This window comes from Roseateles sp. P5_E1, assembly GCF_054049335.1.
The window spans coordinates 312323-326279 of sequence record NZ_JBFUMN010000002.1; the positions used below are offsets into that span (position 1 = coordinate 312323).

12 protein-coding genes and 1 other RNA gene are annotated in these 13957 nt (G+C 67.8%); 6 read left to right on the forward strand and 7 right to left on the reverse strand.

The features are described 5' to 3' along the window. Positions 1-41: 41 nt before the first annotated feature. The 3 genes from ACXJKJ_RS04115 to rnpB all read right to left on the reverse strand — a co-directional run bounded on the left by ACXJKJ_RS04115 (position 42) and on the right by rnpB (position 2667). Positions 42-956 (reverse strand): carbonic anhydrase, encoded by a 915-nt coding sequence (locus ACXJKJ_RS04115; protein WP_457389195.1) that lies wholly within the window; start codon positions 954-956, stop codon positions 42-44. A gap of 2 nt (positions 957-958) precedes the next feature. Beyond that, a complete protein-coding gene (locus ACXJKJ_RS04120) occupies positions 959-2167 on the reverse strand; it encodes a multidrug effflux MFS transporter (RefSeq protein WP_457389196.1) in 1209 nt (402 codons plus the stop codon). Positions 2168-2221: 54 nt separating this feature from the next. Continuing rightward, positions 2222-2667: RNase P RNA component class A (gene rnpB, locus ACXJKJ_RS04125), an RNA gene on the reverse strand. Between the two features lie 69 nt (positions 2668-2736). Here rnpB and ACXJKJ_RS04130 point away from each other — a divergent pair. Together ACXJKJ_RS04130 and cysK are read left to right on the forward strand one after the other, a co-directional pair. Next, complete coding sequence (locus ACXJKJ_RS04130) at positions 2737-3801, forward strand: flavodoxin family protein (protein ID WP_457389197.1); 1065 nt, start codon at positions 2737-2739, stop codon at positions 3799-3801. Between the two features lie 39 nt (positions 3802-3840). Beyond that, positions 3841-4758, forward strand: coding sequence for a cysteine synthase A (cysK, locus tag ACXJKJ_RS04135; protein WP_457350240.1), 918 nt, complete (start codon positions 3841-3843; stop codon positions 4756-4758). A 10-nt stretch (positions 4759-4768) separates the two neighbouring features. On the opposite strand, the gene ACXJKJ_RS04140 is transcribed toward cysK, so the two are convergent. From ACXJKJ_RS04140 to pyrC, 4 genes are all read right to left on the reverse strand, one after another. Beyond that, the gene (locus ACXJKJ_RS04140) at positions 4769-5764 is read right to left on the reverse strand and encodes an FHA domain-containing protein (protein WP_457389198.1); all 996 of its coding nucleotides are present in this window, start codon (positions 5762-5764) and stop codon (positions 4769-4771) included. Continuing rightward, on the reverse strand, positions 5764-7137 hold the full coding sequence (locus tag ACXJKJ_RS04145) for a S1 family peptidase (RefSeq protein ID WP_457324571.1): 1374 nt from the start codon (positions 7135-7137) through the stop codon (positions 5764-5766). The genes ACXJKJ_RS04140 and ACXJKJ_RS04145 overlap by 1 nt, the downstream gene beginning before the upstream one ends. A gap of 88 nt (positions 7138-7225) precedes the next feature. Continuing rightward, entirely contained in the window at positions 7226-8059 is an 834-nt protein-coding gene (locus tag ACXJKJ_RS04150) for an NYN domain-containing protein (protein ID WP_457389199.1), read from the reverse strand. After that, complete coding sequence (gene pyrC, locus ACXJKJ_RS04155; protein WP_457389200.1) at positions 8056-9099, reverse strand: dihydroorotase; 1044 nt, start codon at positions 9097-9099, stop codon at positions 8056-8058. The genes ACXJKJ_RS04150 and pyrC overlap by 4 nt, the downstream gene beginning before the upstream one ends. A 78-nt stretch (positions 9100-9177) precedes the next feature. On the opposite strand from pyrC, the gene ACXJKJ_RS04160 reads away from it, so the two are divergent. The 4 genes from ACXJKJ_RS04160 to ACXJKJ_RS04175 are packed head-to-tail and all read left to right on the forward strand — an operon-like array spanning position 9178 to position 13815. Further along, positions 9178-10302 (forward strand): hypothetical protein, encoded by a 1125-nt coding sequence (locus ACXJKJ_RS04160; RefSeq protein WP_457389201.1) that lies wholly within the window; start codon positions 9178-9180, stop codon positions 10300-10302. Then, entirely contained in the window at positions 10302-11960 is a 1659-nt protein-coding gene (locus ACXJKJ_RS04165) for a substrate-binding domain-containing protein (protein ID WP_457389202.1), read from the forward strand. Before ACXJKJ_RS04160 ends, ACXJKJ_RS04165 begins: the two co-directional genes overlap by 1 nt. Beyond that, positions 11957-12610: a hypothetical protein gene (locus tag ACXJKJ_RS04170; protein ID WP_457389203.1), complete on the forward strand. Its 654-nt coding sequence runs from the start codon at positions 11957-11959 to the stop codon at positions 12608-12610. The genes ACXJKJ_RS04165 and ACXJKJ_RS04170 overlap by 4 nt, the downstream gene beginning before the upstream one ends. Beyond that, positions 12607-13815: a toxic anion resistance protein gene (locus ACXJKJ_RS04175; RefSeq protein WP_235532073.1), complete on the forward strand. Its 1209-nt coding sequence runs from the start codon at positions 12607-12609 to the stop codon at positions 13813-13815. The genes ACXJKJ_RS04170 and ACXJKJ_RS04175 overlap by 4 nt, the downstream gene beginning before the upstream one ends. Positions 13816-13957: the final 142 nt, after the last annotated feature.

Sequence of the window (13957 nt, forward strand, 5' to 3'; positions counted from 1 at the left end):
CCTCTGGCTCATGGCAGGCCCAGCGCTCGGCCCGAAGACCGTTACTGGGATTCTTTGATGAGCCGCCCCGAGCCGGCCTGCAGCGGCCGCGCATTCATCGGGTAGAGCTTGGCGAAGATGCCGAGCTGCTGGGCCGTCAAGGTGACGGGCTGGCGCAGCACCATCCACAGCACGCCTTCGCTGCAGGGCGGCGTCGTCAGCGAACCCATGTAGGTGTAGTAGCCGCGCTCGGCGGGCAGCAACTGGTTCAGGTCGATCTGCACCTGGGCTTGCAAGGCCTCGCCCTTTTCCAGCGGCAGGTTGGCCCAGACCGTCTGGATCACCGGCTGGGGCTTGTTGTCGGGCCCGCGCTCCAGCAGCACGGCGACGACGGCGAGCTTGCCTTGCGCATCCTTGTGTACCAAGTGGGCCACCATGTCGGATTGCTTGCCGTTGACGCGCTCTTCGCTGGGGCGGTGGAAGTGGAACTGCACGAGTTCATAGCGCCGGCCCATGACGGTCAGGCCGTTGCCGGCGCCGACATTGACCTGGATGGTGTGGCCGTTGTCCTGCACCGAGAAGCTGCTGGTGCGGTAGTCGAAGCTGATCTTCTCCAACTCGACGGCGATGCCCTCGCGGATGTCGATGGGACTCTGGCGCGTGCCGACGGCGCACAGCTTGTTCTCCGGCGCCAGCTCGGCCCAGCGCTCGGGGCCAATGTCGCCGGTGTAGCCCCAATGCGTCGGCTTGGCGGCCTCGGCCTTGCCCGGCTTGACGGGTTTGGCCGCCGGCTTGGCGGTGGCCGTGCCCTCGGGCTTGGTGGACAGGCGGTCCGCCAGGCGCTGGCGCAGCACCTCCACGGGTTCCTTGGGTTCCTCTGCCTGCGCAGCCGCACAGGCGGCCAGCAGCGCGGTGATCAGCCAGCGCTTTTTCATCATGTCGGTGATTTCGGCAAGCGGCCGCCAGGCTTGAGTCACGATCAGGCCGCAACGGAGCGCCTGACGCCGTACCAGGCCACCAGGCCGACCATCATCAGCCCCGCCGACGTGAGGGCCAGCGCCACGGTCGAGTGCATGACCAGCGGCACCAGCACACCAGCCACCAGGCCATTGGCCGCCGAGCCGATGCAGGCCTGCAGCGACGAAGCCATGCCGCGGCGCTCGGGCACCTGGTCCAGCACCAGCAGCGTGACGACGGGCACCATCAGCGCCCAGCCGAAGGCGAACAGGCCGACCATGGGCAAGGCCCAGAAGGGGCTCAGCGGCGCGAACAGGTTGAGCAGCACGTTGGTGATCGACACGGCCACCATGATGCGAAAGCCCCGCATGATCTGGCGCTTCGGGCCCATCTTGCCCGCCAGCCGGCCGCTGACCGCGGCGCCAGCCATGATGCCGCCGATGGAGCACAGGAAGAACCAGAAAAACTGCTGCGGCGCGAAGTGCAGGTGTTCACCCAGGAACACCGGCGTGGCCAGCACGTAGAGAAACATGCCGTTGAACGGGATGCCGCTGGCCAGCACCAGCATCATGAACTTCGGGCTGCTGCACAGCCGCCAGTACTCGCGCATCAGTGCGCCGACGTGGAAGGGCTGCACCAGGTTCGGATGCAGCGTCTCGGGCAGCAGCCGCCAGTTGGATACCAGCAGGGCAGCGCCCACGGCGGTCAGGAACCAGAAGATGGAGTGCCAGTCGGCGTGCACGAACAGGAAGCCGCCCACCATCGGCGCGATGGCGGGTGCCACGCCGAAGAAAAGTGTCACCTGCGACATCACCCGCTGCGCATCCGCCGGCGGGAACATGTCGCGGATGATGGCACGCGACACGACGATGCCCGCACCGGCCGACATGCCCTGCACGGTGCGCCAGAACACCAGCTGGCCGATGGAGCCCGCCACCGCGCAGCCCAGGCTGGCGCCCGTGAACACCGCCAGCCCGATCAGCACCACCGGTCGACGGCCGAAGCAGTCCGACAGCGCACCGTGGAAGAGATTCATGAAGGCGAAGCCCAGCAGATAGGCGGACAGCGTCTGCTGCATCTGCACCGGGGTCGCATCCAGCGCGGCGGCAATGCCGGCAAAGGCCGGCAGATAGGTGTCGATGGAGAAGGGGCCCACCATGGCCAAACAGGCCAACAGCACGGACAGGGCCCAGCGAGGCGCACGCCAGAGGCGGCTGGCTTCGGGATTCATGCAAGGCAGTCTATCGAGCCGGGGCCGTTCAGCCGAAAGAAAGAGGCAAGAAAAGAGTGAAGCAAGCCGATAGGCCGGATTCTGTGCACCGCCCTCCCCTTGCGGTTCGGACGGCGTGACCGCCATTCCTCTGGGCCGAGCATCACTGCCCGGCTCGGTGCCACCTACCCGCCAGCTCTGCGAGCCGCATCAACGCTGGCCTACTTGGTGTTGCTGCGCGTAGAGATTGCCCGTTTCACCTCTGTCGGGCAGAGCCCGACAGAGGTGCTATTCGGTTGGCGCTTTCGCGCCATGGTGCGGGGCTTTCGCCCCACCCCACACCAGCTTTCGCTGGCGCCTCATAGACCACCCATCGGGGTGTCCCAACAGAACTCGTCTCTGTTGCTCTGATCCTCGGCTTTCGCCGGGCAGCCGTTAGCTGCTACGCCGCTCTATGCAGTCCGGACCTTCCTCCAGGGCCATGTTTCCATGCTTGCCCCAGCGGCGGTCTGGCTTGCTTCACGGGAGCGAGTATCGCAGGCGCGGGCATGTGGTTTGCCTGAGGCCACGTCCACTACCGAGATTCCGTCATGACTTCACCCGTGAGAACCGGCCAGGCGCAGATCATGGGCCGCCAGGAGTTCGGCGAGCGCTTCCGGCAGCGCTTCGTCGACCCGGCCTACGGCGCCGAGCGCGACGCATTGGGTCGGCTGGAGCAGATTGCCTGGGAGGCCTTCGAGGAAGGCCGCAAGGCGCCGATCACGGTCAAAGCCGGCCCGGGCTTTGCTGATCCCGGCTACGACCTGTCGCGCGAATGGCGGGACCTGCACCTGCGGCTGAAGGAGGCTCAGGACGGTTGGGCCAGCTCGCCGTCGCGCGTCCTCGTCATCAACGCCTCGCCGCGCAACGACGGCAGCTGCCCGGGCGAGATGTCCAAGACCTGGCGCATGACACAGATCGCCCGCGCCGCCTGCGAGGCCGAAGGCATGGCCGTGGAAGTGCTGGACCTGAGCCGGTTGACGTCGGATTACGACCGCCACATCCACCCCTGCAAGGGCTGCGTGTCCACCGCGATGCCGCTGTGCCACTGGCCCTGCAGCTGCTACCCCAACCACGCCACCGGGCAGACCAACGACTGGATGGCCGAGATCTACGAGCATTGGGTGCGCGCCCACGGCGTGCTGCTGTTGACGCCGGTGCACTGGTACCAGGCCACCAGCCCCTTGAAGCTGATGATGGACCGCCTCGTTTGCGCCGACGGCGGCAACCCCGACCCGACCTCCACCCAGGGCAAGAAGCCCGAACTGGCGCGCGAGATGGAGCTCAAGGGCTGGGGCTACCCCAAGCACCTCGCTGGTCGCATCTACGGCCTCGTCGTGCACGGCGACGTCGCCGGCATCGACGGCACGCGTCGTGCACTGTCGGACTGGCTGGACTGGATGGGCCTGGTCGACGCCGGATTCGGCGCGCGCTTGGACCGCTACATCGGCTACTACGAGCCCTATGCAACCAGCCATGACGCTCTGGACAAGGACACCGACGTGCAGGAAGAGGTCAAGCGTGCCGCGCGCGCGGTGGCGCTCAGCGTTGGCCTGATGCGCGACGGGCACATAAAGCATGGCGACGAAGGCCTGCCCAAGCCACGCACCAAGTGAGCTGGCACACTGCTCCGATTCGCAGAAACGGAGCCCTCGATGAAAGCCGCCAGCATCCTCGACACCATCGGCAACACGCCGCACATCCGCCTGCAGCGCCTGTTCAGCGGCGCCGAGGTGTGGGTCAAGTCCGAGCGCAGCAACCCGGGCGGCTCCATCAAGGACCGCATCGCGCTGTCGATGATCGAGGACGCCGAAGCGCAGGGCCTGCTCAAGCCCGGCGGCACCATCATCGAGCCGACCTCGGGCAACACCGGCGTGGGCCTGGCGATGGTGGCGGCGGTGAAGGGCTACAAGCTCATCCTCGTCATGCCGGACAGCATGAGCATCGAGCGCCGCCGCCTGATGCTGGCGTATGGCGCGAGCTTTGACCTGACGCCGCGCGAGAAGGGCATGAAGGGCGCCATCGCCCGCGCCCGTGAGCTGCTGGAGCAGCACCCCGGCTCCTGGATGCCGCAGCAGTTCGAGAACGCCGCCAACCCGGCCATCCACGTCAAGGCAACGGCCCAGGAAATCCTGCGCGACTTCCCTGAAGGCCTGGACGCGCTGATCACCGGCGTCGGCACCGGCGGCCACATCACCGGCTGCGCTCAGGTGCTCAAGGCCGCCTGGCCCCAACTCAAGGTCTACGCGGTGGAACCCAGCGCTTCACCGGTCATCAGCGGCGGCCAGCCCAGCCCGCACCCCATCCAGGGCATCGGCGCGGGCTTCATCCCGGCGGTGCTGGACACGGCGCTGCTGGACGGCGTCATCCAGGTCGAGGCCGAGGCCGCACGCGAATACGCCCGCCGCTGCGCCCGCGAGGAAGGCCTGCTCGTGGGTATCTCCAGCGGCGCGACGCTCGCGGCCATTGCGCAGAAGCTGCCCGAGCTGCCCGCGAATGCACGTGTGCTCGGCTTCAACTACGACACCGGCGAGCGCTACCTCTCGGTCGACGGCTTCCTGCCACAGACCTGAGCGCAGCGCCTCACTCGCCGGCGCCGACGTCGTCGTCGACGGCGCCCTCGTTGTCCTTGCGCGCCTGCCTGGCCAGTTCGGCCTTCAGCGGCTTCAGCGAATCGATCAGCGTCTCAGGCGGCTGCGGCGACACGAGGCGCAGCGCCGGCGGCGGCAGGCTGGCCAGATAGGGCGGGCCGAAGACGTATTGCTGTTCCTGGCGGCTGCCCACCTGCAGGCCCAGGAAGAGCAGCAGCAGGGCCGCAATGCCGCCGTGCAGGATGCGCCGCGCGCCCGGCCAGACCAGGCCGGCATGCCAGGCAACCAACGCCGCAGCGGCCACCGGCGTGGCCAGCGACTCCACCACCATCAGGCGCGGCCACGAGAAGGCATAGGCCACTGCCGGCAGCAGCCACTCCAGCACCTGCAGCGTGACGATGACGACCAGGGCACGGCGCAGATGCGTCGTGAACGGGAAGCGATGATGAAAGAGCTGGCTGGCCAGCGACCACAGCCCGGCCCAGCCGAGTACGAAGGCCAGCGGCCCGAGCAACGGCGAGGCGTAGTCGATCCAGCGCGCGTCCGGGTCGACGGCGCTCCAGCGGTCCAACCACTGGAAGAACACCAGAGAAAGCAGCAGCAGCGGCAGCAGAGCCCAGTGGCGCACCGGATGGATCACCATCAAATGCTCGGGCGCCAGCGCGTCGGCGCTGGTGCGCAGGCGCAGCGAGCAGCTCGCGAGTTGGAAGGCGCCGCCTTCGGGCAGCGTGGCCTCCTCGCCCGCGGCCAGGCGCTTGCCGGCGACGCTGCCGCCATTGCGGCTGTCCAGCAGCCTGAGACTGACACCACCGCCGGGGGCGAGTTGCAGCTCGGCATGTTCCGCGGCGAGGTGGCCGTCGTCCAGCACGATGTCGCAGGCCGGCGAGCGGCCGATGCGCACCGGCCAGTGCGTCACGCGCTGCACCAGGGTCGCGCGGCCGTCGCGGCCCAGCAGTTCGACGACTGCGGCGTCAGGGATGGCAGGCATCACTTGGCTTTGCTGTTCGTCCACGCGAAGCCCTCCAGGTAATGCGCCGCCAGCTTGAGCGCGTTGTCGAAGCTGATGCCGCGGGCGTCGAAGCGGCCCAGCGCGCCTTCGGTGGGTGAGTCCACCGTCGTCACGAGCACGCTGAGGTCGTGCAGGCCGTCCAGCTTGCGGTAGGCGCGCAGGCAAACGACGGCTCGCAGCGGTAGTCCATCACGATCGACGAACTGCTCCTTGCAGTACGGCGCGGTGCGCGACTTGTCGGCGCTCCCCAGGCGCTCGTTGCGAAAGCTCCCCGTGTACTGGCGCGCAAAGCGCAGCGCCCCGAGCTTGCTGCCGTCATAGGCCTCATGGGACATGTCCAGCCAGCCCGTCTGCAGATTGCCGCTGACGAAGAGGGCGTGGTCCATGCGGCACTGCGAGCGTTCGAAGTCCAGGCCCTTGGTATCGGCCGAGGTGCCCCGCCCCCAGCAGCGCATGAAGTCCTGCTTGGGCACGGGCAGGCGGTAGCGGTCGTGATTGGCGCTCTCCCACGGTGCGGCCAGGAAGCGCGTGACGAGCTCGTCCTGGTAGCGCGTCAACTGGTCGCGCAGCCGGCCCCAGGCCGCCGTGCGGATGGGTTTGGCGGCGAGGCTGCGCTTGACCAGGCTCTCGGCGAACTCGCCGGGCACGAGGAAGCTGACCTGTTGGGCGAACAGCAGCGTCGACACATTGACGCCGACGACCAGGCCGTCCTCGTCCAGCACCGGGCCGCCGCTCATGCCGGGGTTGATGCCGCCGGCGTAATAGATCAGCGGGTCGAAGCTGCGCTCCACCAGGCCGTTGTAATTGCCCTCGACGACGGCGAAGGCCACGTCGTGCGGGTTGCCCATGGAATAGATGCGCTCGCCCTTGGCCAGCGGCTGGTTCTGCGGGCGGAAGGTCAGCGCGCCGCGGCCCTTGAGCCCACCGCCCTTGCCGTCGTCGACGGCACGCAGCAGCGCGAGGTCTCGGCGGGCGTCGAAGTCCAGCAGCTCCAGCGCCCCGCCCTGGCCGTCAGTCGTCGCGTAACGCAGCCGGTAGCTGTCGGGCTCCAGCGCGAACTGGCTGATGACGTGGTAGTTCGTGACGACATGGCCGTCGTCGCTGACGAGGAAGCCCGAGCCGACCGAGGCCTGGCTGTCCTGGGTCTTGAGCAGCGTGCGGATCTGCAGCAGCTGGCCCTTGCTGCGCTCATACAGGCGCCGGGCGCTGGCGGACACGGTGGGGGGCTGCGCCTGTGGCTGCTGCGGATTGGGCGCGGTGGCGGGCGCGGGCGGCGGCGATTGCGCAGCAGCGGCAAGGGCCAGGCCGGCGAACGCCGCACCCAGCAGGGACTTCAGACAGGACTTCAGCAAGCAGGACCTCCGGTGGAGGCCGCCGATGCTAGCCGCTTTGCGCACGACAGCCGCTCGTCACCGCGCAAGGCCCGTGAAGCATTCCGAATCATCCGTGGCCGAAGCGGACCTGGTTGGGCTGCTTGGCCGGCTGCAGCTGGAAGGCCTGCGGGTGCTTGCGGAACAGCTTGGTCGACGCTGCCGTCTTGGGCAGCAGGCCGGCCTCTTTCAGCGCCTTGGCCGCCACGCCGAGGTCATGCCATTGGCCGTCGGCCAGCCTGGGCAGCAGGGCCAGGATGGCATTGATCTCCCGGGCGGCGGCAACGTTGGCGTCAACCGGGGCGGGTGCCGCGGCCGGCTTGGGTGCAGGCACCGGCGCAGCCTTCGGCGCAGGTGCAGGTGCCGGCGTTGGCTTCGCAGCCGGCGCAGGGGCCGGGGCCGCGGCCTTGGCCGGCGCGGCTCTCTTCGCGGCTGGCCGGGGAGACGCAGTCTTCCTCGCCGGCTGGCGCTTGGCCGAAGGCTTGCCGCTGTCATGGGCCAGCTCGTTGAACTGGTCGTAGATGGCGATGACGCCGTCACCCGTCTTGCCATGCTGGCCAAAGCCGCGCAGCCAGGCGCCCTTCTCGCGCAGGCGCAGCACCAGCGGCGCAAAGTCGCTGTCCGACGACACCAGCACGATGACGTCGGGCTTCTCGGTGATGGCCAGGTCCATCGCGTCGACGGCCATGGCGATGTCGGTCGAGTTCTTGCCAATGGCGAGATTGACGATGGCGCGCAGGCCCAGGCGCTTCAGGAAGGACTGGTGGGTCTGCGCCTGCTCGGCGTTGCAGTAGGCGCGGCGGATGTGGACGGCTTCATAGTCCTTGAAGGCCATCTGCAGGGCCTGCTCGATGACGTCGGTGGCGACGTTGTCGAAGTCGACGAGAAAAGCAACTTTCTTCATGCGATGAGCTTCCAATTCAGGGTTTCGCCGCCGCGCAGGGGCTTCAACTGCGCTTCACCGAAGGGCACGGCGCTGGGCAGGGTCCAGGGCTCGCGCTTGAGAGTGACGGTGCCGGTGTTGCGAGGCAGTCCATAGAAGTCGGGGCCATGGTGGCCGGCAAAGGCGTCGAGCTTGTCGAGCGCACCAATGCCTTCGAAGGCCTCGGCATACAGCTCCAGCGCCGAGATGGCCGTGAAGCAGCCGGCGCCGCAGACCGAGTTCTCCTTCAGCTGGGCGGCGTGCGGCGCGCTGTCGGTGCCGAGGAAGAACTTCGGCAGGCCCGAGGCTACAGCCTTCAGCAGGGCCTGGCGGTGCTCCTCGCGCTTCAGCACGGGCAGGCAGTAGTAGTGCGGGCGCAGGCCGCCGGTGAAGATGGCGTTGCGGTTGTAGAGCAGATGCTGGGGCGTGATGGTGGCGGCCGTGAAGCGGTCGCTCTCGGTCACGTACTCGGCGGCTTCCTTGGTCGTGATGTGCTCGAAGACGACCTTCAGCTCGGGCATGGCCGCGCGCAACGGCTTCATGACGCGCTCGACGAACACCGCCTCGCGGTCGAAGACGTCGATGTCGCCGTCCGTCACCTCGCCGTGCACCAGGAACAGCAGGCCCTCGCGCTGCATGGCTTCCAGCGTCTTGTGGGTCTTGCTGATGTCGGTCACGCCGGCATCGCTGTTGGTGGTGGCGCCGGCCGGATAGAGCTTGAGGGCGACGACGCCCGCATCCTTGGCACGCTTGATCTCGTCCGGCGGCGTGTTGTCCGTCAGGTACATCGTCATCAGCGGCTGGAAGTCCAGGCCCTCAGGCAACGCGGCCAGGATGCGCTCGCGGTAGGCCACCGCCTGGGCGGCCGTCGTGACCGGCGGGCGCAGATTCGGCATGACGATGGCGCGGGCGAACTGGCGCGCCGTGTAGGGCAGCACGCTGGCGAGCGCCGCCTCGTCGCGCAGATGCAAGTGCCAGTCGTCAGGCCGGGTGAGGGTGAGCTGTATGGGAGCTTGGGTCATAAAACCGGATTGTCGCCGCCGCACCCCGCCCGGTGCAGGCACACTGCGCATCTCATTGAAAGGAGCTTGCACCCCCTCATGAACACCCCAAAACGACTGGCCGGTACCCTGGTCCTGTTGGCGCTGTTTGGCGGCGCCCTGTTTTTTGCATTGCGCGCCAATGACGAAACCAAGCAGATCGCGCAGGAGCAGTCGGCCGTCGCGAGCGCCGAGCCGCTCAAGGGTCTGATCGCCGTCGACGTGGAGGCGTTCTTCAAGGACGAGAGGGTGAGCAAGCTGCTGGCTGGCGCAAAGCTGCCGGTGCAGGTGGCCCGCGTGGGCAGCCGCGACATGGCGGCGAAGATCGGCGCGGCCGACCAGCCCGACTTCTTCATCGCCAGCGGCGTCGTCGCCGCCAACATGATTGCCGACGCCGCGCGCAAGGCCGGCAAGACGGCCACGCAGACCTCGCCCTTCCACACGCCGCTGGTCGTGGCGTCCTGGGAGCCGGTCGCCAAGATCCTGGCCGCCAACGGCATGGCCAAGGCGATGGCGCCCAAGGTCTACAGCCTGGACATGGAGAAGTTGACGCAGGCCATGCTGGCCAAGCAGCGCTGGCGCGATCTCAAAGGCAGCGGCGACTACGCCGTATCGCGCAGCGTGCTGGTGAGCACGACCGACATCCGCCGCAGCAACTCGGCCGCCATGTATCTGGCGCTGACTTCGGCGGCGCTGAACGGTGACGTCGTCGCCGACCGCACGGCAGCGCAGAAGTACGCGACCCAGCTGGCCGAGCTGTTCAAGCGCCAGGGTTTTCAGGAGAACTACGTCAACGGCGCCTTCGACGACTACCTGTCCATCGGCATGGGCAAGACGCCGATGACCTTCATCTACGAGGCACAGATGGTGGCCCAGGCCCAGAAGGGTGGCGTGCGGCCCGAGATGGTGCTGATGTACCCGCAGCCCACCATCGTCAACAAATGGGTGCTGGTGGCGCTGAACGAGCGCGGCAAGCGGCTGGCCGAACTGCTGGCCACGAACAAGACGCTGCAGGCCGTGGCGCTGGAGCAGGGCTTCCGCACCGGCGACACGGCTGCCTTTGCCGAGGCTGCCAAGACCGCCGGCCTGGCCGTGGACGTGAAGCTGAACCAGGTCATCGACCCGCCGGGGTTCGACCTGATGTTTGAAATGATCGACATCGTCAGCCGGGAGATGAACCAGTGATGCGCCGTGCCCTACTGTTGTTGAGCTTCGCGCTGCTGGCCGCCTGCGGCAAGAAGCCCGAGCCCGCCGCGCCGACGGCGCCCGAAGCGCCCCAGAGCGCCGGCGCCACGCTGCAGGTGCTGGCCACCAGCGACCTGAAAGACATCGAGCCGCTGGCCGCACAGATCAAGGCCGCCACCGGCATCGACGTGCAGTTCCGCTTCGGCGGCACGATGGAGAGCACGCAGGAGGTGCTCAGCGGTGACAGCGCCGGCAAGCCCAAGCCCGACGTGGCCTGGTTCGCCAACGCCAAATACCTGCTCAGCGACGCGGCCGGCCAGGGCAAGGTCAAGCTGCAGGAAAAGATCATGCTGTCGCCCATGGCGGTAGGCGTCAGCAAGAGCGATGCGGCGAAGAACGGCTGGGACAAGCCCGACGCCAAGCTGACCTGGGCCGACATCACCCGTGCCGCCAAGCAAGGCAAGCTGCAGTACGCCCTGTCCAACCCGGCCACCAGCAACCAGGGCTTCATGGCCCTGCTGGGCGTCGTCGCGGCTGCCGGCGGCAAAGGCGAGGCGCTCTCCGCCGCCGACGTGGACCGCGGCGCGATTGCCGACTTCCTGAAGGGCTACAAGATCGTTGGTGACAACTCCACGTATCTCGCCGACCAGTTCATCAAGCAGCAAGGCACCCGCGCCAACGCCTTCATCAACTACGAGAGCTGGCTGCTGAGCCTGAACGCCAGCGGCAAGCTGCGCGAGCCCCTGCACCTGATCTATCCGTACGAAGGTGTGGCCACAGCCGACTACCCGTTCATGCTGCTCAACGAGGCGCGCCGGGCCGACTATCTGAAGGTCGTCGAATACCTGAAGGGCGACACCGCCCAACTGTGGCTGGCACGCCAGACGCTGCGCCGCCCGATGCGCGCCGAGGTGGCCACCCAGGTCGCCGACATCCTGCCGGCGCGCGGCTTCCAGGTCGAGCTGCCCTTCTCGCCCGACCGCCAGCTGGCCGACGGCCTCATCGACGCCTACCTGAACGAGTTCCGCAAGCCTATTGCCAGCACCTTCGTGCTGGACACCAGCGGCAGCATGCAGGGCAAGCGCCGCGAGCAGCTCGTCGAGGCCATCCACTACCTGGCGGGCGCCGACGCATCGCTGACCGGCCGCGTCGCCAAGCTGACCAACCGCGAGCGGCTGTGGTTCCTGCCCTTCAGCGACCGGCCGCGCGAGCCGGTGGCCTTCGAGATCCCGGCCGGCAGCAAGGTGGCCAAGGGCGTGCTGCCGCAGGCCGACACCGAGGCCAAGCGCAATGAGCTCAAGCGCGTGCGCGACGCCGCCGACGAACTGAAGATGGCCGGCGGCACGGCCCTGTACGACGCGGTACTGGCCGGCCTGCAGCAGATGCTGGAGGAACGCAAGCGCAACCCCGACTACCAGTACTCGGTCGTCGCCTTCACCGACGGCAAGAGCAATATGGGCCGGCGCCTGGAAGACTTCAAACGCGCCTACGAGCAGCTGCCCGAGGACGTGCGCGGCATCCCCGTCTTCATGGTGCTGTTCGGCGAGGCTGATGCGGGCGACCTGAAGGCGCTGGTAGAGATCACCGGCGGCCGCGTCTTCGACGCGCGCAAGATGCCGCTGTATGCGGTGTTCAAGGACATCCGGGCGTATCAATGAGCGGGCTTCTCAGATGGCTGAACGCGCCAGCGAACTGGTGCGGCCTGCTGGCGGCGACCGCCGTGCTGGTGCTGAAGGGCCTGGGCTTTCTCGGCGGCTGGGGTTTGGGTGTCGCGGCGCTCGGCTATGTCGTCGGCCTGGTGGGTGGTGCGCTCTGGTGGGGCTGGCCCAGCACGCGCGAGGACGAGTGGGAGGCGCTGAACTTCGAGGACGAGGGCGACGCCCGCGAGGCCATGGGCCGGGCGCTGGCCGGTGTGCGCGGCCTGACGGAACACAACCCGGGCGGGCGCATTCCGGCGCCGCTGGCCCAGCGCATCAAGCAGCTCTGCCAGCGCCTCGAAGGCCTGCTCGACCAGTGGGAGCGCAGCAAGGGCCAGCTCAGCCTGCAGGAGACCTTCCACGCGCGCCACATCGCCATCAGCTATCTGCCGCAGGCGCTCAACACCTACCTCAGCATCCCGGCCCAGTTCGCCACCACCAAGCTGCTGGCCAATGGCAAGACGGCGCAGACCACCTTCGAGGGCGTGCTGGCCGAGCTGGAGACCAAGGTCGAGCAGCTCGGCGACGATCTCGCCTCGCAGGACGCCCAGGCCTTCCTGCGCCACAGTGAATTCCTGAACCAGAAGTTCGGCAGCAAGGACATCGCATGAACACCACGACCACGACAACCGCCGCTCCCACGTTCACGCTGACCCCGCCCGAGGTCATCACGCCGGTGCAACCGGCCGCCGCCGTCGAGGCCGTGCCGCTGAAGGCCGAGGTCAGCAGCCAGGTGGATGCGCAGGTGCAGCGCTTCATCGAGGCGCTGGAGAAGGAAGACCTGCACAGCGAACCCTTCAAGGCCAAGCTGGACAGCGCCTTCCAGCTCGGCCGCCAGGAGATCAGCCTGGCCGCCGGGCTGATGCAGGGCAGCCTGATGCAGCGCAATTTCGTCGGCGCGACCGACACGCCGGCCTACAAGGCCATCGCGGCCATCCGCGGCCAGCTCGACGAGCTCAACCCCGGCAAGGACGGCGACCTGCTGCAGCCGCGCAAGCTGCTCGGAATCATCCCCTTCGGCAACAAGCTGGAGGCCTATTTCCGCCGCTTCCAGTCCGCCAGCTCGCAGCTGCAGACGGCCATGACCCAGCTCTACGCGGCCAAGGACGACATCCAGAAGGACGTCATCGACGTCGAGGCCACGCGCAGCAAGCTCTGGGAGGCGATGCAGAAGCTCGCCGCCGCCGCGCGCTTTGCTCGTGTGCTGGACGAACGCCTGGCCACGCGCGTGCAGGAGCTGCAGCCGACCGACCCGATGAAGGCCAAGGCACTCGAACAGGAGGTGCTGTTCTATGCCCGTCAGAACCTGGCCGACATCCAGACCCAGCAGGCCGTCTGCGTGAACGGCTATCTGGCGCTGGACGTGCTGAAGAAGACCGGCCGCGAGATGATGATTGGCTGCGATCGCGTCGCGACGACGGGCATGAGTGCCCTGGCCGTGGCCCAGACCGTGGCGCGCGCCACCGGCAACCAGATCGAGGTCATGCAGATGCTGCAGGGCGTCAACAAGACCATCGGCGACCTCATCAACCAGACCGGCACGGCGCTGAACCAGCATGTGGACGCGACGGCCGAGTTCTCGGCCAACCCCATGCTGGGCATCCAGCAGATCCAGTCCATGTTCGACCAGACCTTCCAGGCCATGGACGCGATGGACAACTTCCGCAGCAAGGCCATCGAGACCATGGGCACCAACAACAAGCTCATCCAGGAGCAGTTGCAGCGCTCCGAGGGCTATCTGGACCGCGTGCGCCAGCAGCAGGCCAAGGCGGCAGTGTCGGGCGCGGCGGCCATCGACGGGCCGGTCAAGCTATAGGGAAGCGCTGAACAAGTCCTCACGCGCGGCGCATCCCTGCTTTGGGCGGTCTGCTGCGTTGCAAATCCTCGCCATAGCCAAGCTATGGCTGTGGTTTGCGCCTTGCAGCCCATCCCAAACCAGGGCGCGCCGCATCGCGGGA